This window comes from Cellulomonas sp. Root137 (assembly GCF_001426725.1).
GTDB lineage: Bacteria > Actinomycetota > Actinomycetes > Actinomycetales > Cellulomonadaceae > Cellulomonas.
In genome coordinates this window covers 1,937,733-1,961,394 of record NZ_LMFG01000001.1, presented here as the reverse complement: position 1 = coordinate 1,961,394, position 23,662 = coordinate 1,937,733, and the positions used below count along the sequence as shown (strand labels likewise).

General features: G+C 73.3%; 18 protein-coding genes. 12 read left to right on the top strand and 6 right to left on the bottom strand.

Going from position 1 to position 23,662, the window contains the following annotated elements; genetic code table 11:
• Positions 1-20: 20 nt before the first annotated feature.
• Positions 21-737 carry a TIGR03089 family protein gene (locus tag ASD18_RS09345; RefSeq protein ID WP_156387925.1) on the top strand — a complete coding sequence of 239 codons (717 nt, stop codon included), beginning with the start codon at positions 21-23 and terminating at the stop codon, positions 735-737.
• A 44-nt stretch (positions 738-781) separates the two neighbouring features.
• Here the strand turns inward: ASD18_RS09345 and manA are convergent, their stop codons facing one another.
• Positions 782-1,975, bottom strand: a complete 1,194-nt coding sequence (gene manA, locus ASD18_RS09340; protein WP_056089751.1) for a mannose-6-phosphate isomerase, class I — start codon at positions 1,973-1,975, stop codon at positions 782-784.
• A 181-nt stretch (positions 1,976-2,156) separates the two neighbouring features.
• On the opposite strand from manA, the gene ASD18_RS21020 reads away from it, so the two are divergent.
• The 3 genes from ASD18_RS21020 to ASD18_RS09325 all read left to right on the top strand — a co-directional run bounded on the left by ASD18_RS21020 (position 2,157) and on the right by ASD18_RS09325 (position 5,453).
• Positions 2,157-2,723 (top strand): hypothetical protein, encoded by a 567-nt coding sequence (locus ASD18_RS21020; protein WP_056089748.1) that lies wholly within the window; start codon positions 2,157-2,159, stop codon positions 2,721-2,723.
• Positions 2,723-4,837 carry a hypothetical protein gene (locus ASD18_RS09330; protein WP_056089745.1) on the top strand — a complete coding sequence of 705 codons (2,115 nt, stop codon included), beginning with the start codon at positions 2,723-2,725 and terminating at the stop codon, positions 4,835-4,837. Before ASD18_RS21020 ends, ASD18_RS09330 begins: the two co-directional genes overlap by 1 nt.
• 112 nt (positions 4,838-4,949) lie before the next feature.
• Positions 4,950-5,453, top strand: coding sequence for a GNAT family N-acetyltransferase (locus ASD18_RS09325; RefSeq protein ID WP_056089743.1), 504 nt, complete (start codon positions 4,950-4,952; stop codon positions 5,451-5,453).
• 24 nt (positions 5,454-5,477) lie between these two features.
• Here ASD18_RS09325 and ASD18_RS09320 read toward each other — a convergent pair whose 3' ends face one another.
• Together ASD18_RS09320 and ASD18_RS09315 are read right to left on the bottom strand one after the other, a co-directional pair.
• Positions 5,478-9,689 carry a S8 family serine peptidase gene (locus ASD18_RS09320; RefSeq protein WP_156387924.1) on the bottom strand — a complete coding sequence of 1,404 codons (4,212 nt, stop codon included), beginning with the start codon at positions 9,687-9,689 and terminating at the stop codon, positions 5,478-5,480.
• Positions 9,690-9,761: 72 nt separating this feature from the next.
• Positions 9,762-11,789: a hypothetical protein gene (locus ASD18_RS09315; protein ID WP_056089737.1), complete on the bottom strand. Its 2,028-nt coding sequence runs from the start codon at positions 11,787-11,789 to the stop codon at positions 9,762-9,764.
• 144 nt (positions 11,790-11,933) lie between these two features.
• Between ASD18_RS09315 and rfbA the strand changes: the two genes are divergently transcribed.
• The 4 genes from rfbA (at position 11,934) to ASD18_RS09295 (ending at position 17,107) form a co-directional block, all read left to right on the top strand.
• Positions 11,934-12,821 (top strand): glucose-1-phosphate thymidylyltransferase RfbA, encoded by an 888-nt coding sequence (rfbA, locus tag ASD18_RS09310; RefSeq protein ID WP_056089735.1) that lies wholly within the window; start codon positions 11,934-11,936, stop codon positions 12,819-12,821.
• On the top strand, positions 12,818-15,016 hold the full coding sequence (locus tag ASD18_RS09305) for an acyltransferase family protein (protein WP_056089732.1): 2,199 nt from the start codon (positions 12,818-12,820) through the stop codon (positions 15,014-15,016). The genes rfbA and ASD18_RS09305 overlap by 4 nt, the downstream gene beginning before the upstream one ends.
• 119 nt (positions 15,017-15,135) lie before the next feature.
• On the top strand, positions 15,136-16,137 hold the full coding sequence (locus tag ASD18_RS09300; protein WP_056089729.1) for a GDP-mannose 4,6-dehydratase: 1,002 nt from the start codon (positions 15,136-15,138) through the stop codon (positions 16,135-16,137).
• Positions 16,138-16,141: 4 nt separating this feature from the next.
• Positions 16,142-17,107, top strand: coding sequence for a GDP-mannose 4,6-dehydratase (locus ASD18_RS09295; RefSeq protein ID WP_056089727.1), 966 nt, complete (start codon positions 16,142-16,144; stop codon positions 17,105-17,107).
• 63 nt (positions 17,108-17,170) lie between these two features.
• Here the strand turns inward: ASD18_RS09295 and ASD18_RS09290 are convergent, their stop codons facing one another.
• Positions 17,171-18,265, bottom strand: a complete 1,095-nt coding sequence (locus ASD18_RS09290; protein WP_056091938.1) for an NAD(P)-dependent oxidoreductase — start codon at positions 18,263-18,265, stop codon at positions 17,171-17,173.
• A 58-nt stretch (positions 18,266-18,323) separates the two neighbouring features.
• Positions 18,324-19,226, bottom strand: a complete 903-nt coding sequence (locus ASD18_RS09285; protein WP_056089724.1) for a glycosyltransferase family 2 protein — start codon at positions 19,224-19,226, stop codon at positions 18,324-18,326.
• Positions 19,227-19,384: 158 nt separating this feature from the next.
• Here ASD18_RS09285 and ASD18_RS09280 point away from each other — a divergent pair, with 158 nt between their 5' ends.
• From ASD18_RS09280 to ASD18_RS09265, 4 genes are read left to right on the top strand one after another with little or no spacing between them, the layout of a single operon-like run.
• Positions 19,385-20,479 (top strand): glycosyltransferase family 1 protein, encoded by a 1,095-nt coding sequence (locus ASD18_RS09280; RefSeq protein ID WP_056089722.1) that lies wholly within the window; start codon positions 19,385-19,387, stop codon positions 20,477-20,479.
• Positions 20,476-21,732 carry a hypothetical protein gene (locus tag ASD18_RS09275; RefSeq protein WP_056089719.1) on the top strand — a complete coding sequence of 419 codons (1,257 nt, stop codon included), beginning with the start codon at positions 20,476-20,478 and terminating at the stop codon, positions 21,730-21,732. The genes ASD18_RS09280 and ASD18_RS09275 overlap by 4 nt, the downstream gene beginning before the upstream one ends.
• A gap of 10 nt (positions 21,733-21,742) precedes the next feature.
• Positions 21,743-22,489: a glycosyltransferase family 2 protein gene (locus ASD18_RS09270; protein WP_056091935.1), complete on the top strand. Its 747-nt coding sequence runs from the start codon at positions 21,743-21,745 to the stop codon at positions 22,487-22,489.
• Entirely contained in the window at positions 22,486-22,893 is a 408-nt protein-coding gene (locus ASD18_RS09265) for a DUF2304 domain-containing protein (RefSeq protein WP_056089716.1), read from the top strand. Before ASD18_RS09270 ends, ASD18_RS09265 begins: the two co-directional genes overlap by 4 nt.
• Here the strand turns inward: ASD18_RS09265 and ASD18_RS09260 are convergent.
• Positions 22,880-23,635, bottom strand: coding sequence for a bifunctional 2-polyprenyl-6-hydroxyphenol methylase/3-demethylubiquinol 3-O-methyltransferase UbiG (locus tag ASD18_RS09260; protein WP_056089713.1), 756 nt, complete (start codon positions 23,633-23,635; stop codon positions 22,880-22,882). The genes ASD18_RS09265 and ASD18_RS09260 overlap by 14 nt on opposite strands.
• Between the last annotated feature and the right edge of the window lie 27 nt (positions 23,636-23,662).

Here is a 23,662-nt window from a genome sequence, read left to right as displayed (position 1 = left end):
TGCCGCCCTACGCTGTCCGGGTGCCCCCCACCACGGTCGCCGACCTCCTCACCCTGCTCGTGCGCGAGCCGGGACGCCCTCGGGTGACGTGGTACGGCGACGACGGCGAGCGTGTCGAGCTGTCGGGCGCGGTGCTCGGCAACTGGGTGAGCAAGACCACCAACCTCCTGGTCGAGGAGTTCGACGCCGGCCCCGGGACGCGGGTCGCCCTCGACCTGCCCGGGCACTGGCGCACCGTGGTGTGGGCGCTCGCGGTGTGGCGCGCCGGCGCCTGCGTCGTGAGTCCGGGCGCGGGGCCGGTGGACGTGCTCGTCACCGACTCCCCCGCCGGTGCGTCCGCGCGCGACCAGGTGGTCGCCGTGGCGCTGCCCGCCCTGGCGCGCAGCTTCCCCGATCCCCTGCCGCCGGGTGCCATCGACGCGGCGGGCGCCGTCATGACCTACGGCGACGTGATCGGGTGGACGGCGCCTCTCGACCCGTCCGCCGCCGCCCTCGACGGCGTCGTCACGCGCAGCCACGCGGACCTGCTGACGGATCCGGCTGCGGAGGCCGACCGGGTGCTCCGAGCCGCCGGACCCCGCTCCGAGGTCGTGGCCTTTCTCCTCGACGTGCTCGCGGTGCTCGCGGGCGACGGGTCGGTGGTGCTCACCAGCCCCGCGACGACCGCGGAGCTGGCCGACGACGCACCGCGGCGGGACCGCCTCGTCGCCTCCGAGCGGGTCACCGCAGCGGGCTGAGCCGCCCCGGACCGTACCGTCCGGGCGCGACTGTCAGGACGGAGTCAGGGGACGTCGGCCTGGACGATCGTCCCGGTGCCCGTCACCGTGAGCCGGCCGTCGGCGGCGGGAACGAAGGCCGCCTGCCCGCGGGTCAGCACCAGCTCGGAGCCACCGGCCGCGATCGAGGTCTCGCCGTCGAGGCACAGGACGATCCGCGGACCGCGGCCCGGCAGCGGGTGGCTGTGCCCGTCGGCGATCTCGGTGACCGAGAGCTCGAAGTCGTCGACCGGCGCGTAGAAGACCTTGGTCGCGCCGTGGAACACCTCCGGCGCCACGCGGATGGGGGGCGCCGCGACGTAGTCGACGTTGCGGAGCAGCTCCGGGATGTCCATGTGCTTCGGCGTCAGGCCCGCGCGCAGCACGTTGTCGGAGCTGGCCATGATCTCCACGGCGCACCCGCTCAGGTAGGCGTGCACCCCGCCGGCGGGCACGAACATCGCGTCGCCCGGCTGGAGGGTCACCGGGTTGAGGAGCAACGACGTCACCACGCCGGGGTCGCCCGGGTACGCGGCATCGAGCAGGACGACCGTGCGGTCGGCGCGCGGCGAGGGCGAGCCTGACGCGAGCCTCTCCGCGCAGGCCCGCGCGACCGCGCCGACCTCGTCGGCCGAGGGGCGCGTGGACGGCTCGAGCAGGTGCGTGAAGGCTGCGCGGATCCCCTCGACGGTCGGCTGGGCCACGAGGATCCCGTGCAGCTCCTTGGCCAAGGGTGCGTCGAGGTCCGCGAGCAGCTCCGCGGCCCGGCGGGGGGCGCGGAACCCGCAGACCGCCTCGAACGTGGTGAGGGCGAACACCAGCTCGGGCTTGTGGTTGCGGTCCTTGTAGTTGCGGTGTGGCGCGTCGAGCGCGACACCGGCGCCCTCCTCGGCGGCGAAGCCCTTCCCGGCAGCCTCGACGTTCGGGTGGACCTGCAGGGACAGCGGCCGCTCCGCGGCGATGATCTTGAGCAGGTAGGGCAGGCCCGCGCCGAACCGGGCGACGACGTCGGCGCCGAGGAGCGCCCGCGGCGCGGCGGCCAGCATGTCGGTGAGCGCGAGCGTCTCGTCGTCCGTCTCGACGGCGGACGGCCCGGCCGGGTGCGCGCCGAACCACAGCTCGGCGACGGGGCGCCCGTCTCCGGTCAGTCCGACGAGCTCCGGGATCGCGGTCGTCGAGCCCCACGCGTAGTGGCGGGGGTTCCCCAGGATCCTGTGCACGCTTCCTCGTTCCTCGGCGGACGGCGAACGCCAAGAATAGTCGCTCCCGTGCAGGACCATCGACGCGGCGCCCCCCACGTGGTACTGGGACGAACCGGACGACGCGAGTGGCGCTCACCGGATCTTCCGTGCGTGTCCCTAGAGTTTGATCCACCCGTCCCCTCACGCGAGGCCCTCACCCATGAACGTTGGTTCCCGGCGCATCGTCGTCGCGATCGTCTCGGTGCTGGTCGCCGCGGCCGCCGCGGCTGCGGTGATCGCGCTCCTGCGCCCCGCCCAGGCAGGCACGGGCGCGACGCCGGCTCCCACGGCCTCGCTGTCCGCCTCCGCGACGTCGTCGGCCACCGCTGCACCGAGCACCCCGGCCGAGCCGTCCGCGACGGCGCCGGCCCCGACGGAGGCTCCCCCCGCGACGCCCGCACCGACGGCCGGGACGACGGGCGCCCCGCTCGGCACCGCGACCGTGACCGTGACCTTCTCCGGCTGGGACACAGCCGCCGGCGCCGCGGTGGTCGGCGGCTACGTCGACGCCCTGGAGTCGGCCGGCACCTGCGCCGTCTCGATGACCCGCGGGAGCAGCGTCGTCACCCGGAGCGCCTCCGCGACACCGGACGCGACGACCATGAGCTGCGGCGAGCTGTCGGTGCCGCGCGCCGCTCTCACGCCGGGCACCTGGCAAGCCGTGCTGTCCTACACGTCCACGACCCGCGCGGGCTCGGCGCCCGCCGTCACCATCGAGGTCCCCTGATGTCCCGCGCACCCGTCCGCCGGCGCACCGCCGCGCTGCTGGCCACCCTTGCCGTCGTCGTCGCGCAGGTGGTGACCGTCGTGGCCGGACCGCTCGCCGCGCCGGCCACGGCCGCCGACCTCAGCAAGTTCGACCCGGGCTTCATCATCAGCGACCCGATCTTCTACGACTCGGGCGCGATGAGCGGCGCCGACGTGCAGGCGTTCCTCAACCAGAAGGGCGCGTCGTGCGTCCCCGGGAGCGACGGCACCCCCTGCCTGAAGAACTTCCGCCAGGCCACGACGTCCCGACCGGCAGACGCGAAGTGCCCCGGCGCCTACGTCGGAGTACCCGAGGAGACCGCAGCGTCCATCATCGTCAAGGTGGCCGCGGCGTGCGGCATCAACCCCCGCGTGCTCATCGTCATGCTCCAGAAGGAGCAGGGGCTGGTCACCGGGTCCGGCAGCGGTCTGTACGCCAACCGGTACCGCAGCGCGATGGGCTACGGCTGCCCCGACACCGCCGCGTGCGACGCGCAGTACTACGGCTTCTTCAACCAGGTCTACTCGGCGGCGGCGCAGTTCAAGAACTACGCGAACAACCCCACGAGGTACGGCCACCGCGCCGGCCTGACTAACAACGTGCGCTTCCACCCGAACGCCGCCTGCGGCAGCTCGGCCGTCTACATCCAGAACCAGGCGACCGCGAGCCTCTACAACTACACGCCGTACCAGCCGAACGCGGCCGCGCTCGCCGCCGGCTACAGCACCGGCGACGCCTGCTCGTCGTACGGGAACCGCAACTTCTGGAACTACTTCCGCGACTGGTTCGGCCCCACCACCGACCGTCTCCCCGTCGGGTCGTTCGACTCCGTCACGTCCGACGCCTCGAGCATCACCGCCACCGGCTGGGCGCTCGACCCGGACACCAACAACCCGATCGCAGTCCACGTCTACGTCGGGTCGGCGGGCACGGCCTTCACCGCCGACCAGTCCCGGCCGGACGTGGGCGCCGCGTACAAGAAGGGCGACCTGCACGGGTTCAGCGCCAAGGTGCCGACGGCGCCGGGCACGTACAACGTGTGCGTCTACGCCATCAACGACTGGGCCCCGGGCGGGAACACCCTCATCGCGTGCCGCTCGATCACCGTGGTCAACCGCGTGCCGTTCGGCAACATCGAGTCCGTGACGGCCGCTCCCGGATCGATCACCGCGACCGGCTGGGCTCTCGACCCCGACACCAACGACCCGATCGCCGTGCACATGTACGTCGACTCGGCGTCGGCCGCGTTCACCGCGAACGGGTCCCGCCCGGACGTCGGCCGGGTCTGGGGCCGTGGTGACCTGCACGGCCTCACGGCCACCATGAACGCCACCTCGGGACCGCACACCGTGTGCTTCTACGCGATCAACGCGACCCCGGGCGCCAACGCGCAGATCGGCTGCCGCACCGTCACGGTGCCGGCCGTCGTCACCCCGCCGGAGGCCAACCGCCCGCCGATGGGCAACCTCGAGACGGCCACGGTCGGCGAGGGAACCGTGTCGGTGTCCGGCTGGGCGCTGGACCCCGACACGGACGACCCGGTGACGGTGCAGCTGTCCGTCGACGGTGCGGTCGTCTCGTCGTTCGTCGCCAAGGCGTCGCGCCCGGACGTCGGACGCGTGTGGGGGCGTGGCGACCTGCACGGGTTCGCGGCCACCGTGAACACGACGTCGGGCTCGCACGAGGTGTGCGTCACCGCGCTCAACGCGACGACCGGGCCGTCGACCCAGATCGCATGCCGCACGCTCGTCGTCCCCGCAGTGCAGACTCCGCCCGCGTCCAACCGGGTGCCGTTCGGCAACATCGAGACGGTCACGGCCGCGGCCGGGTCCATCACCGTCACCGGCTGGGCCCTGGACCCCGACACCAACGACCCGATCACCGTGCACATGTACGTCGACTCGGCCTCGGCGGCGTTCACGGCGAACGGGTCGCGGCCCGACGTCGGCCAGGTCTGGGGACGCGGCGACCTGCACGGCTTCAACGCCACGATGAGCGCCACCACGGGCGCGCACACGGTCTGCATCTACGGCATCAACGCGACACCCGGTGCCAACGCGCAGATCGGCTGCCGGACGGTCACCGTCCCCTGACGCCCGCGTCAGGGGACGGCCGACGCAAATCCGCTTCGGCTCCGCGCCACCCGGTCCTACGCTGCGAGGCGCGCGCCGGAGCCGGGCGCGCCCCCGCGATCCGGAGACGACGGTGCTGATCCGACCCGAACGACCCGACGACGTCGACGCCATCGATCGGCTGACCATCGCCGCCTTCCTGCCGCAGTCGTTCAGCGACGGCTCCGAGGCACCGATCGTCCGGTCGCTGCGGGCGTCCGGCGACCTGACGCTCTCGCTCGTGGCGGAGGACGACGGCGACATCATCGGCCACGTCGCGTTCTCGCCCGTCACGATCGACGGGGCGCACGACGGCTGGTTCGGGCTCGGGCCGATCTCCGTCCGGCTCGACCGGCAACGGCGGGGTATCGGTCGGGCACTCGTGGCCGAGGGTCTGCGCCGGCTGCGGGACCGAGACGCGCGGGGCTGCGCGCTGATCGGTGACCCGAACATCTACGGCCGGATGGGCTTCACGGGCAACGGCCCGCTGTCGCACCTCGGACTGGACCCGGCCGTCGTCCAGCACCTCACCTTCTCCGGGACCTCGCCGCGTGGCGAGCTGCGGTTCGCGCCCGCGTTCGACGCCGCGGGTCACTGACCGCCGCTCGCCCTGCCGCGCCGCCTACTGCGTGAAGTACCCCTGGACGTCGACCACGAGATCCGTGTCCGCGGACTGGGTGTAGAAGGACACCTTGCCGGTGGTTCCGGTGCGGACCACGGCCAGGTTCGGCTCGTCGCGGCCCCGGACCACGTTGAGGTTCGAGATGAGCGGGGGCGCACCCGTCGACGTCGGGAAGACCCGGATGTTCGACGTCCCCCGCGGGGCCGCGGCGGTCACGTTGAGCACCACCGCGGTCGCCCCCGCCGGCACCCCGGCCTTGCCCGTCACGGTCAGGTCCGCCGTCACGCCGGCCCGCAGGGTCGACGGCAGCCCGAAGCCGGACCGGGTGTCGGCGATGCGCGCGGGGTCGACGGCCGTGAAGCCCTGCCGCCCTGTCGGGCTGTAGTAGCCGGCCAGGTCCGCGATGAGCCACAGGTCGGAGCTCTGCGTGTAGAACCGGACCTTGCCGCCCTCGCCCACCTGGACGGTGACCAGGTTCGGCTGGTCCCGGCCCCCGGACAGGTTCAGGTTGGACACGCTCGGGGGCGCCTGGGGCTCCGACGCCGCCGGCCTCGGGTACACCCGCACGTTCGTCCGACCGCCCGGGGCGACGCCCGTGACGTTCAGGACGACCGCGGACGCGTCGGCCGGCACGCCGTTCACCCCGGTGACGACGAGGTCGACGTAGTGGTCCGCCGGGAGACGGCCGGTCGGCACTCCCCCGGTCCCGTTCCGCATGTCCATGACACGCACGGGGCTGACCGGGACGAACGCGGTCGCGCCGCCGGGGCTGTAGTAGCCGGCGATGTCCGCCACGAGGTGGGACACCGCGCCGTCGGTCGCGAAGCGGACGGAGCCGCCTGCGCCGAGCTTCACGGTCACCAGGTTCGGCTGGTCCACGTACTGCAGGAGGTTGAGGTTCGAGACCGTGGGCAGCGCCCCGGTCGTGGCGGGCGTCGGGAACACGCGGACGTTGCCCGGCCCGGCCGGTGACACCGCGGTCACGTTGAGCACGACGGCGGTGGCCGTCTCGGGGACGGCGTAGCCGCCGAGCGGCAGGTCGATCGGTTCCCACGGAACCACCGCACCCGCGTCCACACCGGTCCCGTTGCGGGTGTCGAGCACGCGGAACGGCTCGACCGGCGTGAAGCGGTCGCCGCTCGCACCCACCGTGAAGTACGCGCGGTAGACGTCGTCCTGCACGGCGCCGTCCACGTCGGTGAGTCCGGCCACCCGCACGTGGTAGTGCCGACCGACCACGAGGTCGGCCGACGGAGTGATCGTCAGGGTGTCCGTCGAGGCGTTCGTGGTCCGCGTCGCGGGGACGGCCGCGCCCGTGACGCCGTCGACGAGCCGGACGGTCGTCGCGGTCGCGGCGCCCGCGGGAAGGTCGTGCCCCGACCGGATCGCGACCAGGGGGCGCACCGGCACCCCGCTCTGCTGCGTCTGCGGGCCGTCCTCCACCCAGAGGGCCGGCCCCACCGGTTCGGTCGTGTACCGGTTCCGGAGCACGTCGACGCTGCCGTCCGGGCACGAGGCGAGCACGTCGGCTCGCCCGTCCCCGGTGAGGTCGCCGACGGCGAGGTCCGGCGGAACGCCGTCGCAGTCGCCGGTGAGCCGGAACTGGTAGGCGTAGTCGAACGACGTGGGCGTCGTGCGCTCGACCAGCTCCACGAAGCCGGAGCGGCCGCCCACGATCTCGACGTCGCCGTCGGCGTCGACGTCGAACGCGGCGGGGGTCGCCTGGTTCGCGACACCGGCCTGGAAGGCCGCCCCACCGAGGGTGTGGTCGGCACCCTGCAGGTGGACCACGACGCCGCGATAGCCTCCTGGCCCGTCGCCGACGAGGACGTCGCCGTCCAGGTCGCCGTCCGCGTCCGCGACGCTGAGGACCCCCGGCGCCCGGCTGGTCGCGACCAGCGCCGGGACCCCGAAGGTCCCGTCCGCCTGCTGTCGGACCACCTCAAGACTCGCGGCGCCCGCCGGGTCCCCGCCCACGAGGTCGGCGCGTCCGTCGCCGGACACGTCCCCGACCGCCAGAGGCCTCATCGTGCGCGGCACCAGCACCACCCGTGCGAGCGACGCCCCGTCGCGTCGCAGCAGCACCGTCTCCCCGGCGGTGGTGAGCACGAGGTCGTCGTCGCCGTCACCCTCGACGTCCACCGCCCGCACGGCCGTGGCCACGTCGGTGGACAGCACCGCGGCCGCCGCGACGAGCCCTCCGTCGCTCCACGACCAGGCCCGCAGGCCCGAGGGCGTGGCGACGACGACCTCGTCCGCACCACCCGGCAGCACGTCGGCCACGACGAGGGAGTCGGTCAGGAGCGGTCCGGCGACCGATGCCGCGGCCCCCGTCGTCGCCGGGTCGCCGGCGACGACGGAGATCGTCCCACCCTGCCCGTCGGACACGGCAGCGACACCGTCGAGCGCACCGCCGGCCACCAGGTCTCCGACGGCGACCTGGGTCGACGTCGCGGCCGATGCCGACCGCGCGTTCTCGACCGTCAGCAGCGGGCCCCTGCTGGAGGTGCCGTAGGGGTCGTCGAGCTTGTAGAAGCCACCGACCGCCCCGTCCGAGGCCCGGACACGGACGAACACCCCGCCCGGAGCCGCCACCGGCACCGACGCTTCCGCGTTGCCCGACGACGGATCGGTCTGCGCACCCCCGAGCCAGCGCAGCTCGGAGTCGAAGACGTCGAGCTCCATCGGGCTGTAGTCGCGCGAGGTCAGTCGAAAGAGCCGAAAGCCCGCGGTGCTCACCTGCGAGGTCCACCAGTCGGCGTCGCCGTCCGTCCCGATGCTCCCGTTCGTGTAGGCAACCGCGTCAGCGGCGGGCAGCACCCGGGCGCGCGCGGGGACGTCGTCGTCCGACGGACCCTCGTCACCGACGGCTCGGTCGAGCGGGATGCCCGGCGTCTGCCCGAACGCGGCGGACACGTCGAGCACCCCGGCTCCGTAGTACGGGTCGCGCCCGCGCGGTCCGGCGTCGCGCGCCGACGCGACGAGCGCGTCCGCGACCTGCGCGGCGGTCCAACCGGGCTTCGCCTGCCGGAGCAGCGCGGCCGCCCCGGCGACCAGCGGCGATGCCATCGACGTGCCGGTGCCGAGCGAGTACCAGGTGTCGAGCGCGGCCGACGCGCCGACGACGTCGACCCCGGGCGCGGCGAGCGAGATCGAGTCGCCCCAGTTGGAGAAGCCCGCCCGCGTGCCGTAGTCGTCCGTCGCGGCGACCGACAGGACGCCGGGGACCTCGGCGGCGTAGGCGGCGGGGTAGTGCGGGACCGACGAGCCGTCGTTCCCGGCCGCCGCGACCACGACCACCTTCTTCGCCACCGCGTACTGCATCGCCGCGAGGATCGCCGGTGAGGTGTCCGGCCCCGCCAGGGACATGTTGATGACCGTGGCGCCGTGGTCGGCCGCCCAGGTGATCCCCTCGGCGACGTCGGAGTCGAACCCGTACCCGTTCTCGTCCAGCACCTTGACCGGCAGCACGGAGGCGTCCCAGGCGGCGCCGGCCAGACCGACGCCGTTGTTCCCGCGCGCCGCGGCGATGCCGGCCACCAGCGTGCCGTGACCCTGGTCGTCGTCCACGTCGCTGCTGCCGTCGATCGCGTTGTAGCCCGGGACGATCACCCGACCGGCGAGGTCCTCGTGCGACGCGCGGATCCCGGTGTCGAGGACGGCGATGACCGTGCCGGTGCCGCGCGAGACGTCCCAGGCCCGCGGCAGACGCACGAGGTCCAGGTACGGCCAGGTCACTGCCTGCACCAGATGGTCGTTCGGCCACACGGCCGTCGAGCGCACGTGGTCGACCTGCACGTCGGCGACCCGAGGATCGGCCGCCAGCTCGGCCGCCAGCTCCTGCGGGTCCTCGTCGCCCACCGGGACGGCGACGAACCCCGTCGTGCCCACCTGGTCCTCCGCCGAGACGCCCGCGGCAGAGAGCGCGGCCCTGCCCTGCGCCTTCGGGACCCCGTCCACGAAGCGCACCAGGACCTGGTCGCTCACGGGCGGCGTGGCACCGGGCTCCGCGACGCGCGGGATCCCGCTCCGGGACGCGGGCTCCGTGCCCGTCGGGTCGCTCGCGACCGGTTCCGCACCCGCGGCCGTCGGCAGGAACGACACGGTCGCGACCAGCGCGATCGCCACCGCCCCGACGAGGCCCGTCGCGCGCCACCCGCGTCGCGTCCGGGCACCAGCAGTCATCACGTCGTTCTCGCCAGTCAGATCCACGGGGAGGTTATCGGTCGGTCCGGGCGGTTTCTGAACCCCTTGCGTCACCCGAACGGCGCACCCTGGCGTCCGTCACCAGCTGAGCACCCGGTCGCCCCACCCGTCGCCGCGCAGCCCCGCCCGCACCGCGTCGCGGAACTCGGGTGCCACGACGACGGCAGCCGACGGGTCCGCCGCGAGGATCACGCGCGCCACGTTGACCGCGTCGGTCGGGGTGTGGACGTCGCCACCGAGCCGGCTCAGCGACACGTTCCCCTCGTCCGTCCACGTGGAGGTGAGGGCGGAGTACCACTGGGCCGCGGAGATCCCGAAGACTCCGGGGTCCACCGGCGTCGTCACGAAGACGGCTCGACGCTCGGGCGAGGCAGGCGCGGCGGAGGCGGCGGCGAGGAGCGCGGCGGCCGACGGCGGGGGCGCGAGCGACGTGGCGCCGAGCTCGACGCGCGCGGCGATCCCCGGGGCCGCGTGCCCGCGGGACGGCAGTGCCGGGTGGACGCCGCCCCACACGAGCACCGACGCCCCGACCGCGACGAGCGCGAGGGAGGCGCGCACGAGGCGCGGCCACGGTCGAGCGGCGACCCGGGGCGCGGACACGAAGCCGACCACGCCCGCGACGAGAGCGACCGCCGAGAAGATCGTCCACGCGATGGCGAACTTCCAGAAGTAGTAGCCGAGGTGTCCGGTCGTCCGCAGCTGGAGCCACCCGATGCCGAGGGCGACGACGCCACCGACGACGGGCAGGAGCGCGACGAGGACGGGTCTGGCCAGGGTGGTCGTCGCCCGGGAGCCGCGGCGGGCTACCACGGTCGCGACGCCCACGAGCAGGCAGGCCGCGACGAGCAGGGCGGGGATCAGGAGGCGCAGGGTGGTCCCGCCGCCGTCGATGACGAGCACCGCGTCGAGGCGTTGCCCACCCACCGTGCGCAGGGCGACGGCGATCGAGCCGAGCACGGCGACCCCGGTCGCCACCGTCCACGCCCACGCACCGCCCCCGGCCCGCCACCGGCCGCGGCGCAGCGGGACCACGAGGAGGAGCAACGTCGGCGCCGCGAGGACGAGCAGGAGGATCCACCCGTGCGCGATGCCGGCGATCGCGGCGCCGGCGGCAGCGACGTGCACCGGGGAGGCGACGCGGACCACGGGGAGCAGCACCAACGGGAGGGACGCGAGCAGCACGCACGCGAGCAGGTAGTTGGGGAAGCCGTCCGAGAGGATCCGGCCGCCCGGGCCCAGGACGAGCACGGACCAGACGCCGGCGGAGAGCGCGATCGCCAGGAGCGGCGCTCGGCGCAGACGGGGCAGCGCGCACACCCCGGCGACGAGCACCGTCGCGGCGAGGACCACGACACCCGCCATCGTGCGGGCGTAGAGGAGCACCTCGTCCCCGATGGGCCCGACCTCCGGGGAGACCAGCTCCATGAACGTCGCCACCACCGCGTGGTAGCCCTGCGGGTAGTGCGCGTACACCCAGGTCTCGCCGCCCGGTGCCGGTCCGAGGGCCGGGATGACCAGCCCGTGGCGCCGGATCATCTCGCTCATGTTGAAGTGCGCAGAGTGGTCCCAGCCCCGCAGGAGCATGCCGAGCGCGTTCTCGCCCGCCGCCGCCCGCCACCAGGGCGCCAGCACGAAGGCGGTGCCGAGGGCCGCGCCGACGGGGACGATGTCGACGAGCCGCAGGCGCGGCAGCAGCCGGCGTCCCCGCCGCGCCGGAGCCTCCCCCGCAGCGACCCAGGCCGTCAGACCCCCGGCCACCACGGCGAGCAGCGCGGTGCCGCGCCCCGCCACCCCGACCGGCAGGGGGACCCACCACAGGACGGGCACCCACCCGAGCAGGAGGCATCCGACGACCAGGACCCGTCGAGACAGCTCACGCGACACGGGGACGGCCAGGACCACCAGGAGGAGCAGGGCGACCGCGAGGACACCGTCGAGGACACCGGACGCGCGGCCGACGACGATCGTCCCCGCGACGCCGAGACCGCAGGCCGCACCGCGCAGCAGGCGGAACGTGCGCCCCGGTCGGTCCTGGCCGCGGACGGTGACCTCGACGGGGGCGGCAGGGTGCTGCCGAACGGCGACGTCGCCGAGCTCCTTGGTCACCAATTCCGTCCAGTCCGGGGGTCGTCATGCCGCGTACGGCCGGCCGAACTGTACCGCTCTGCGCGGTGATCATCGGTGACATCGGTCTCACCGGCGGCACGGCGCGTCCAGGGAGGTGCCCGATCTGAGGCACACTTGGTGCCCATGCGTGGAATCATCCTGGCCGGCGGCTCCGGCACGAGGCTGCACCCGATCACTCTCGGCGTCAGCAAGCAGCTCGTCCCCGTGTACGACAAGCCGATGATCTACTACCCACTGTCCACGCTGATCCTGGCGGGGATCCGCGACGTGCTCGTGATCACGACGCCGCACGACGCCGCGCAGTTCCACCGCCTGCTCGGGGACGGCTCGCAGTTCGGGATCTCGATCTCGTACACGGTCCAGGCGGAGCCCAACGGGCTCGCCCAGGCGTTCGTCCTCGGCGCGGACTTCGTCGGCACCGACTCCGCGGCGCTCGTCCTCGGCGACAACATCTTCTACGGCCCCGGCCTCGGTTCGCGGCTCCAGCGGTTCGAGCAGATCGACGGCGGAGCCGTGTTCGCCTACCGCGTGGCCGACCCGACGAGCTACGGCGTGGTCGAGTTCGACGCCACCGGCCGCGCCCTGTCGCTCGAGGAGAAGCCCGCCAAGCCGCGGTCGAACTACGCCGTGCCCGGCCTGTACTTCTACGACAACGACGTCCTCGCCATCGCGCGCGACCTCGCGCCGTCGCCCCGTGGCGAGTACGAGATCACCGACGTCAACCGCGCGTACCTCGAGCAGGGCCGGCTCCAGGTCGAGGTACTCCCCCGCGGCACGGCCTGGCTCGACACCGGGACGTTCGACTCCCTGCTCGAGGCCTCCGACTACGTGCGGACGGTCGAGCACCGCCAGGGTCTGAAGATCGGCTCGCCCGAAGAGGTCGCGTGGCGTCGCGGCTTCCTCTCGGACGACGAGCTCCGGGTGCGTGCCGAGGCCCTGACCAAGTCCGGCTACGGCAGCTACCTGCTCGGCCTCCTCGACTCCGACCTGGAACGACCGGGTACCGCATGACGCACGCTGCACCGGACACGACGACGACGACCGAGGACCGACCGGTCGCCGAGACCGCTCCTGGCGCGGCCACGACGCGACCCACCCGACGTGGCGCCGTGCGGACGGGGTTCCGCCCCGACATCGAGGGACTGCGCGCCCTCGCCGTCGGTCTGGTCATCGTCAGCCACGCCTTCGGGTTCCCCGCCGGCGGCTTCGTGGGCGTCGACGTCTTCTTCGTGATCTCCGGCTTCCTCATCACCGGACTCCTGCTCAAGGAGCACGCGCGCACGGGGCGGATCTCGTTCGCGGACTTCTACCGCCGCCGCGCGCGCCGCATCCTGCCGATGTCGACGCTCGTGCTCGTCCTGACCGTGGGCGCCAGCTATGCCCTCTACTTCGCGTCGCGTGCCCAGCAGATCGCCGTCGACGGGCTCTGGTCGCTGCTGTTCTCCGCCAACTGGCGCTTCGCCGCGGTCGGGACCGACTACTTCGCCTCCGCGCAGGAACCGAGCCCGCTCCAGCACTACTGGTCGCTCGCCGTCGAGGAGCAGTTCTACTTCGTCTGGCCCTGGATCCTGCTGGCGATGCTCGCCGCCGTCCGCCTCCGCCGCCGCCCGGCCGCCGTCGCGGGGATCGCGGCCGTCACCGCCCTGATCCTCGTCGCCGACTTCGTGTTCTCCGCCCAGGAGTCGACCGGGAACCCGACCGTGGCGTACTTCTCGACGTTCTCGCGCGCGTGGGAGCTGCTGCTCGGTGCCCTCCTCGCCGTCGCCACGCCGTACCTCGTGCGACTGCCCAGCCGGGTGCGGCCTGTCATCGGGTGGGCGGGGTTCCTGGCGATCTGCGCCGGCGCGTTCCTCATCACGCCCACCTCGACGTTCCCCGCGCCCTGGGCAGCGCTGCCCGTGCTCGGTGCCGGGGCCGTGATCCTGGCCGGGACGCGCGAGGACCGCCAGTCCTCCCTCCTGCCGCTCACCAACCCGGTCGCGGGCTACCTGGGCAAGATCTCGTACTCGCTGTACCTGTGGCACTGGCCCGTCATCATCCTGCTCGCGGCCGCCATGCCCGTGGAGCGTCGACTGCACAGCGCGCTCGCAGTCGTCATCGCCCTGGGCCTCTCGGTCCTGTCGTTCCACCTCGTGGAGGACCCGATCCGCCGCTCGCGGTGGCTGGAGCCACGAGCGCACGCGCGCACCCCCGCCCGCCAGAAGCCGAGGATCCCGCGCGCGCTCGTCGCTGCGGCGCTCGCGTCCGTGGTGCTCGCGGTCGGCACCGTCGGCCTCCTGCAGCGCCAGTACGCCGCTGCGACCCCGGCCGCCGCGATCCCCTCCCCGGTCGCGCCCCCGGTGATCGACGCGGACGACCCGGCCTCGGCCGTCGCCGCCGGGATCCAGACCGCGCTCGCGGCCACGGAGTGGCCCGAGCTCAACCCGACGCTCGACGCCGTGGCCGCCTCGCAGCCCACCGAGCTCAACGACCCGGCGTGCGTGAACAACTGGGACGTCGTCGAGCAGCACTGCGTCTACGGCCCCGCCGACGCCGAGAACACCGCCCTGGTGATCGGCGACTCGACCGCCATCGCGTGGCTGCCCGCGCTCCAGGCCGGACTGATCCCCGAGGGCTGGAACGTCGACTCGTACGGCAAGTACGGCTGCCCGTCGCCGACCATCACCATCCGGTCGATCGACCGTCAGCCCTACCAGACGTGCGACGAGCACCGGGACTGGGCCTTCGAGCAGGCCGCGACGGTCGCACCGGACCTCGTCGTCTTCGGCAGCGCCGAGGGCTACATCGACAACCTGCCCGACGGGTCGACCGGTGCCGAGGCGGAGGCGCGCTGGACCGCTGCGCTGGAGGAGTCGATCGACCGGGCTGCCCCGATCGCGCCGATCGTCGTCCTGAGCTCACCGCCGTCCGCGGCGGACCTCACGCAGTGCGCCACCCGGACCAGCCGCCCGGCCGACTGCGTCACGCAGGTGCACGACGCCTGGTACCGGACCTCCGCCGCAGAGAAGGCGGCCGTCACCGCAGCCCAGGCCCGCGGCGTCGACGTCACGTACATCGACACCAGCGGCTGGGTCTGCAGCCCCGACGGCCTGTGCCCGGGGTTCGTCGACGGCATCGTCGTCCGGTCGGACATCAACCACCTGACGGGCGTCTACTCCACGTTCCTGGGACCCCTGGTGCGCGACGCCGTGCTCGACCGCCCGTGACCCGCGGCGACCGCCCGCGACGCACGTCGCGGTAACCTACTGCCGATCCACGACCACGACGGGGCACAGCCCCGGCTGCGCGCTGTGCACGCGGCCCGACGCACCACAGAGGGAAGACGATGACCGGTACCAGGACCCCCCGCGCGCTCATCACGGGCATCACCGGCCAGGACGGTCTGTACCTCGCCGAGCTTCTCCTGGCGAAGGGCTACGAGGTCTACGGCCTCATCCGCGGCCAGAACAACCCGAAGTACGAGCTGGTCGAGCGCACCGTGCCGGGCGTGCACCTGGTCACCGGCGACCTCACGGACCTGTCGAGCCTGCTGCGGGCGCTCGCCGTCGCGCAGCCCGACGAGGTCTACAACCTCGGCGCGATCTCGTTCGTCGCCTACTCGTGGGAGAACGCGCACCTCACGTCGGACGTCACCGGCAAGGGCGTGCTCAACATCCTCGAGGCCATCCGGCTGCACGCCGGCGAGAACGCCGACAAGGTCCGCTTCTACCAGGCGTCCAGCTCGGAGATGTTCGGCAAGGTGCAGGAGGTCCCGCAGCGCGAGTCGACCCTGCTGTGGCCGCGCTCCCCGTACGGGGTGGCCAAGGTGTTCGGCCACTACATGACGATCAACTACCGCGAGTCCTACGGGATGCACGCGTCGTCGGGGATCCTGTTCAACCACGAGTCGCCGCGCCGCGGGCCGGAGTTCGTCACGCGCAAGGTCAGCCAGGCCGTCGCCCGCATCTCGCTGGGCCTGCAGGACAGCATCACGATGGGCACCCTCGACGCCAAGCGCGACTGGGGATTCGCCGGCGACTACGTCGAGGCCATGTGGCGGATGCTCCAGCAGGACGAGGCCGACGACTACGTGGTCGCCACCGGCGAGACCCACTCGATCCGCGAGCTGCTCGACATCGCCTTCCGCCGCGTCGGCATCGAGGACTGGTCGAGCCTGGTGCACCAGGACGCGCGCTTCATGCGCCCGGCCGAGGTCGACCTGCTCATCGGTGACCCGTCCAAGGCCCACGACGTCCTCGGCTGGAAGCCCAAGGTCGGCTTCCAGGAGCTCGTCGAGATGATGGTCGACAACGACCTGCAGGAGCAGCGCGCGCTCAACGGGAAGTGACCGCGTGAGCGTCGCACTCGTCACCGGCGTCACCGGGCAGGACGGGAGCTACCTGGTCGACCGGCTGCTCGAGGACGGCGTCGAGGTGCACGGCATGGTCCGTGCCGGCGACCCCTCGACCGGCCAGCTGCGGACCGCACACCCGCAGGTGCACCTGCACGAGACCGATCTCGCCGACGGTCCGGGGCTGCACCAGCTGGTCCGGGAGGTCGCACCCGACCAGCTGTTCAACCTGGCGGGCATCAGCTCGGTCGCCACCTCCTGGGAGCAGCCGGGCCTCACGGGGCTGCTCAGCGGGCTGGCGGTCGCGGAGCTGCTGGCGGCGGCGCTGGACGTCCAGGAGTCCACCGGCAGGCTGGTCGCGGTGGTGCAGGCCTCCAGCGCGGAGATCTTCGGTGAGCCCGACCGTGTCCCGCAGGACGAGGCCACGGCCGTGCGCCCGACCAACCCGTACGGGGCGGCCAAGGCGTACGCGCACCACATGTCGGGCATCTACCGCTCACGCGGGCTGGCGGTGTCCAGCTGCATCCTGTTCAACCACGAGTCGCCCCGCCGCCCGCCCGCGTTCGTCACGCGCAAGATCACGCAGGCCGCCGCGCGCATCGGTCGCGAGGGGACCGGCGAGATCGCACTGGGCAACCTCGACGCCCGGCGCGACTGGGGGTGGGCGCCGGACTACGTCGACGCCCTGGTGCGCGCCGCGAACCACCCGGGCGGCGGCGACTTCGTCGTCGCGACCGGCGAGACGCACTCGGTCGCCGAGTTCGCGGCGGCAGCGCTCGCCCGGGTCGGGATCGTCGACTGGGAGCGCTGGGTCCGCACCGACCCCGCCTTCGTCCGTCCGACGGACACCGCGCAGCTGGTGGGCGACCCGACGCGGGCGCGCGAGGTGCTGGGCTGGACCCCGACCCGCTCGTTCACCGAGGTCGTGCACGCGATGGTCGACCACGACGTGCAGCTGCTGGGCTGACACCCGGCGCACCGCACGACAGAGCCCCGGCGTCCGCGAGCGACGCCGGGGCTCGTCGGTGTGTCAGATGCTCACGCCGGGCTGCGTGTCGATCCACGAGGCGAGGCGGGCGACGCCGGCCTCGAGGTCGAACTCGGGCGTCCAGCCGATCGCGTCGCGGGCGTGCGAGACGTCCGCCCACGCGTGCCGCACGTCGCCCTGGCGGAACTGCCCGGTGACGTGCGGTGCGGGCGCACCGTAGTGCGCGGCGATGAGCTCGGCGGCGCGCGCGATGGTCTGCTGCTCCCCCGAGCCGATGTCGATCGGGTCCGTGCCGGGAGCGTCGGCCAGCACGGCGGCGACCACCGCGCGGGCGACGTCGTCGATGAGGACGAAGTCGCGGCGGACCTCGCCGTCCTCGTACAGCGGGATCGAGCGCCCGGCCTTCGCCAGCCGGCAGAACAGCGACATGATCCCCGTGTACGGGTTGATCAGGGACTGCCCGGGCCCGTACACGTTCTGCAGGCGCAGCGTCACCGGCTCCACGCCGACCGACTGCGCCCAGGACGCCAGGACGTGCTCCTGCGCGAGCTTGGTGGCCCCGTAGACGCTCACCGGGGCCGGCGAGACCACGTCGGCGGACATGGCGACCGGCTCGGCTCCGGGGAAGTCCCACTGGCCGGCCTCGAGGATCGCGCTGGTGCGCTGCCCCGGGTAGAACAGCGAGCCGTCTGCCCGGCGCCAGGCGCCCTCGCCGTAGACGGCCCGGCTGCTGGTGAGGACCACGCGGGCGGGCAGGGCGTCGTGGCGCAGGAACGCGTCGAGCATCTGGGTGGTCCCCACGACGTTGACCATCGCGTGGCGCGACGCCTCGGCGAGCGACTGCCCGGTCCCCGTCTCGGCGGCGAGGTGCACGACCACGTCCGGCCGCACGTCGGCCAGCACGGCGTCCCAGGTGCCCGGGTCGGTGACGTCGCCGACCCGCAGGTCGACCCGCGCGTCCAGGTCGGCCGGCCGGGCGGCGCTGGGGTGGATCTGCGGGTGGAGGTTGTCCACCGCGACCACGTGCTCGAACGCGTCGGCCAGCGCCGGGGAGATCGCCGTGCCGATGAACCCGGCACCCCCGCTGACGAGCACCGTGCCCCGTCGCGTCGAACCGGTCTCGGACGTCGAGGACATGCTCACTGCTCTCCTAGGGGTCGTCGGCCCGCCGATCTTCTCACGGCGGCCGGGTGGGTCACTCGGGTGCGGTACCCGGTCGGAACGCGTGGCGGAGCAGGGTCGCGACGGCACCGGGCCGCTTCGACGTGACCGCCTGCGGGACCAGCGTGAGGGCGTGCAGCCGGGAGGTCAGGTGGGTCCGGGCGGCACGCTCCGCGCGGCGCCAGCCCAGCTCTGCGACCTGGTCGCCGGCCTGCCGGAAGTACTCCCGCTCACCCCGGAAGCGGCTGCCGTCCAGGGCCTTCGCCGAGGACGCGCTCGCCGTGTGCCGGCGGTAGGAGAAGCAGAGGGTGGGCTCGAGCAGCATCTGCCCGCCCGCGCACACGACGTCGATGACGAGCGCGAGGTCCTGGATGATCGGCATGCCGTCGCGGAACGGGGTCGAGACGAGCACCTCGCGGCGGAACGCGAGCGACGGCCAGTACAGCCAGTCGGCGCGCAGCAGGCTCGCGGCCAGGTCCTCCCCCGACAGCACGCGCGGGCGACGCGTCCTCGGCATCATCAGCCGCTGCTTCACCGTGTCGGCCAGCGTCGAGACGACGGCGCCGTGCTCGTCGATGACCTGCACGCCCGGCTGGATCAGGTCGACCGTGGGGAACGCCGCGGCGGCGGCGAGCACGACGTCCACGTAGTTCGGCAGGAGCACGTCGTCGCAGCCGAGCAGGACCACGACGTCCTGGGTGGCCAGCGAGACGCAGGTCCGGTAGTTCTCCGTGATCCCCTGGTTGCGCTCGTTGCGCACGTAGGTCACGCGCGGGTCGTCGAGCTCGGCGAACCAGGCGCCGACCGACTCGTCGGGATAGGCGTCGTCGACCACCGTGAGCAGCCAGTCGTCGTTGCGCTGCGCCAGGACGCTGCGCACGGTCTCGCGCAGCAGCGCGGGCTCGCCCCAGAACGGGACGAGGATGTCGAGAGGCATGCGGACGGGCCTTTCCGAGGGTGGGGTGCCCCGACTCTACAAGGGACGTGAGTTCGTCGGCGCCGGGCCGGATGGGCCACACTGAGGTCGCGCGACGACGAGCCGCGCCCGACCAGCCGCGGGAAGCGCCGCGCCCAGACTCACGGAGACGCACCCCGATGACACCCCAGAACGACCGTCTGCGGGTCGCGCTGTCGATGCTCACCCTCGTCCCCGGCGGCATGGGTGGTTCCGAGACCTACGCCCGCGAGCTCGTCCGCGGCCTGGCCGGCTCCTCGACCGTCGACGCCACCGGGTTCGTCGCCAAGATCGGTGCGGGATTCTGCGCCCCGCTGCCCGAGCACGTCACGCACGGCGTCACCGGGGGCCACTCGACGGTCGACCGCGTCCGCACGCTCGCCCAGGCCGCCCTGCACGGCCGCGCGCTGCGCCAGGCGATGAGCGGGTTCGACCTCGTGCACGTGCCCTTCACCGCACCCGTGCCCACGCCCCCGCGCGGGGTGCCGATGGTGCAGACCTTGTTCGACGTCCAGCACCTCGACCTGCCGCACCTGTTCAGCCGGGCCGAGCTGCTCTACCGCACCCGCTTCTACGAAGGGGCAGCGCGTCACGCGGCCGCCGTCGTGACGATCAGCGAGTTCGCCCGCCAGCAGATCATCAGCCAGGTCGGGGTGGACGCCGACCGGGTGTTCGTCGCGCACCTCGGCGTGGACGCCGACGCGTTCACGCCGCACCTCGGCGAGCGCGAGCCGTTCGTCTTCTACCCGGCCCGCGGCTGGGCGCACAAGAACCACCCACGGCTCATCGAGGCCGTCGGCCTGCTCCGCGAGACCCGTCCGGACCTGCGCCTGGTGCTCACCGGTGGCGCGCTCGACTCGCTCGGTCCCGTGCCGTCGTGGGTGGACGTGCGCGGCCTGGTGCCGTTCGACGAGCTGCGCCGGCTCTACCGCACCGCGAGCGCGCTCGTGTTCCCGAGCCTCTACGAGGGCTTCGGGCTGCCGCCGCTCGAGGCGATGGCGTCGGGCTGCCCGGTCGCCGCGTCCACGGCCGGGTCGCTCCCGGAGATCTGCGGCGACGCCGCGGTCCTGTTCGACCCCACCGACCCCGCCGACATCGCCCGGGGTGCCCTCGAGGCCATCGCGCGCACGCAGGAGCTGCAGCCGCTCGGGCTCGCCCGCGTGCAGGAGTTCACGTGGGCCAACTGCCTGCGCGTGCACGACGACGCCTATGCCGCGGCGGTGCGCACCGCATGACGTCGCCCGAGACCGAGCGTCCGGGCGCCCTGACCCGCGGGAGCGCCACGGGCGTCGGTGTCGCCTCGGTCGTCGCCGCGGCCTCGAGCTACGGCGTCATCCTCATCGCGGCCTGGACCCTCGAGCCCGCGCGCAACGCCGACTTCCTCGCGTTCTGGTCGCTGCTGTTCTTCTCGTTCGGCATGCTCGCCGGGATCCAGAACGAGACGACACGGTCGGTGCGCAGCGCGTACGACGGCGCGGTGGGACGCGCGCCCGGCGCCCCCGTCCTCCCGCTGGCGCTCGCGATCGGTGCCGCCCTCGGGCTGCTCCTGGTGGCGACCTCCGCGTGGTGGGCGGCGCCGGTCCTCGGGGAGCGCGAGCCGCTGATCATCGCGGTGCTCGCGCTCGCCGTCGTGGCCTTCGCGGGACAGGTCGCCCTCGCGGGCTCGCTCGGCGGCGCGGGTCGCTGGTCGGTGTTCGCCGTCCTCGTCGGCTCCGAGGCGACGGCGCGGCTCGCGCTCGTCGCGCTCGCCGCCGTCGCCGGGGCCGCGATCGCGGGGCTGGAGGTCGCCGCCGCGGCCGCGGCCGGGACGTGGCTGCTGGTCCTCGCCGCCTCACCTGCCGCCCGACGGGCGGCGGGCGCGCGGGCCGACGTCACCACGTGGCCGTTCCTGCGACGGTCCGGCGCCGCGATCGTCGCCGCGGCCTCGAGCGCCGCCCTCGTGGTCGGCTTCCCCGTGCTGCTGCGCGTCACGTCGACGCCGGCGGAGTACGCGCTCTCCGCGCCCCTGCTCATCGCGGTCTCCCTCACGCGGGCCCCGCTGATGATCCCGCTCGGCGCCTACCAGGGCGTGGCCATCACGCACTTCCTCACCCATCGCGACCGTGGCATCGCGGCGATCCGCCCCATCGCCCTCGCCGTCCTGGGGGCCGGTGCCCTCGGCGCGCTGCTCGCCTGGCTCGTCGGTCCGTGGTTGATGGCTACCCTCATCCGGTCGGACTACCGCGTGGACGGGGCCGTGCTCGCCGGGCTGACGTTCGCCGCCGCGCTCCTGGCGCTGCTCACGCTCACCGGCGCCGCGGTCCTCGCGCTGGACCGCCACGCGGCCTACACGGCGGGCTGGATCGCCGCGACCCTGGTCTCGACCATCATCCTGCTCCTCCCGCTGCCGGTGGAGCTGCGTGCGGTGCTCAGCCTCGGCGTCGGGCCCGTCGTCGGGGTCGTCGTCCACCTCGTCGCGGCGTCACGAGCGCCCCTGATCGGTCGGTAGAGTGCAGGCCATGCCCGCCAGCCCCGAGCAGAGAGTGCTCATCATCGTTCCCGCGTGGAACGAGGAGGAGACCGTGGGGACGATCGTCCACGAGGTCCGCAGCACCCTGCCCGACGCCGACATCCTCGTGGTCAACGACGGCTCCACGGACCGCACCGCGACGGTCGCCAAGGCGGCCGGCGCCCGTGTCCTCGACCTGCCGATCAACCTCGGTGTCGGCGGGGCGATGCGCGCGGGCTACACGTACGCCTACCGGAACGGGTACCACCGCACGGTGCAGCTCGACGCCGACGGGCAGCACGACCCCGCCGAGGTCCGCGTCCTGTTCGAGACGCTCGACGCCGAGCAGGCCGACATCGTCATCGGTGCCCGGTTCGCCGGAGTCGGCGAGTACGAGGTCCGCGGTCCGCGCAAGTGGTCGATGACGATCCTGTCGAAGGTCCTCTCGCGCGTGGCCGGCACGAAGCTCACAGACACCACGTCGGGGTTCAAGGCGTGCGCGCCGCCGGCGATCCGCCTGTTCGCGTCCAACTACCCGGCCGAGTACCTGGGAGACACCATCGAGTCCCTGGTGATCGCGTCCCGTGCGGGCCTGCGGGTCCGTCAGGTGGGCGTGAACATGCGTATCCGGGCGGGTGGTCGTCCGTCGCACAGCCCGGTGAAGGCGGCGGTCTTCCTCTCGCGGGCGATGCTCGCCCTGCTCATCGCGCTCTCGCGACCGAGCGAGCCCGTCGCGGTCGAGGGTGCGACGGCATGAGCGGCTACCTGTTCGCGGTCTCGCTGTGCGTGCTCGTCGTCGGACTGCTGTTCTTCCTCCTGCGCACCCGCCGGATCCGCGAGAAGTACGCGGGCATCTGGATCGCGCTCGCCGCCGCCGTGGTGATCGTCAGTATCTTCCCGCAGCTGGCCTTCTGGCTCTCCCGGGTGTTCGGGGTGGAGACCCCGGTCAACCTGGTCTTCGCGACCGGGTTCGTGGTCCTGCTGCTCGTGTGCATCCAGCTCTCGGCCGAGGTGTCGAACCTCGAGGAGGAGACGCGGACCCTCGCGGAGGAGATCGCGTTGCTCCGCCTGGAGGTCACCGAGCTGGCCGAGCGCCAGCGGGCGGTCGAGGTCGACCCGGAGCCCGAGACGGGCGCGGGACCGCCGCTCACTCAGGCGTGAGCACGCACACGACGTCCGACGTCGACAGCACCACCTTGAGCGCCGGGAAGTAGATCGCCCGCCGCAGCGTCCCGGCGACCTCCGCGTAGGCCCCCGCCGTCATCCGGTGCACGCCGTGGATCACGGACGTCTGGAACCCGCGGCGACGGGCACCGCGGAAGAGCACGATCCGCAGGCCCGCCTCGTGGGCGTAGTACGTCATCTTGTGCGCGCCGATCGCGTTGACGTGCGTCGGGTCGCCGTTCTGGAACGCGTTGCCCAACCAGCTGTCGGCGTTGGGGAAGCGCAAGAACAGAGCGCCGTGCGGACGCAGCTTGGCGCGCAGCCGCCGCAGGAACTCCACGCTCTGGTCCGGGTCGATGTGCTCGAACACGTCCCAGCCGGTGATGAGGTCGAAGGACGCGTCGGGCAGGGCGTCCAGCGCGTCGGCCCCGTACGCGGTGAACCCGGCATCCTGCGCGGCCGAGACGAGCTCGGGCAGGAGCTCCGTGCCGGTCACGGCCCAGTCCTGGCGCCGGCAGAAGCCGAGGAACTGCCCGCTGCCGAAGCCGACCTCGAGCACGTCGCGCACCCGCGTGAACCGGCAGACCTCGCGCAGCTCGGAGCGGAAGTACGCGTCGTCGCCCCGGGCGACCGCAGCGAACGCCTCGGGTTCGTCCCAGCCCTTCCAGGCGCTGTAGACGCTCTCGGCGCCGGGCTCCACGGTCGTCCGGTCGCGCTCCGCGCGTCGCTCAGGGGTCACGCGCCGAATGCTAGCCACATTCGAGGC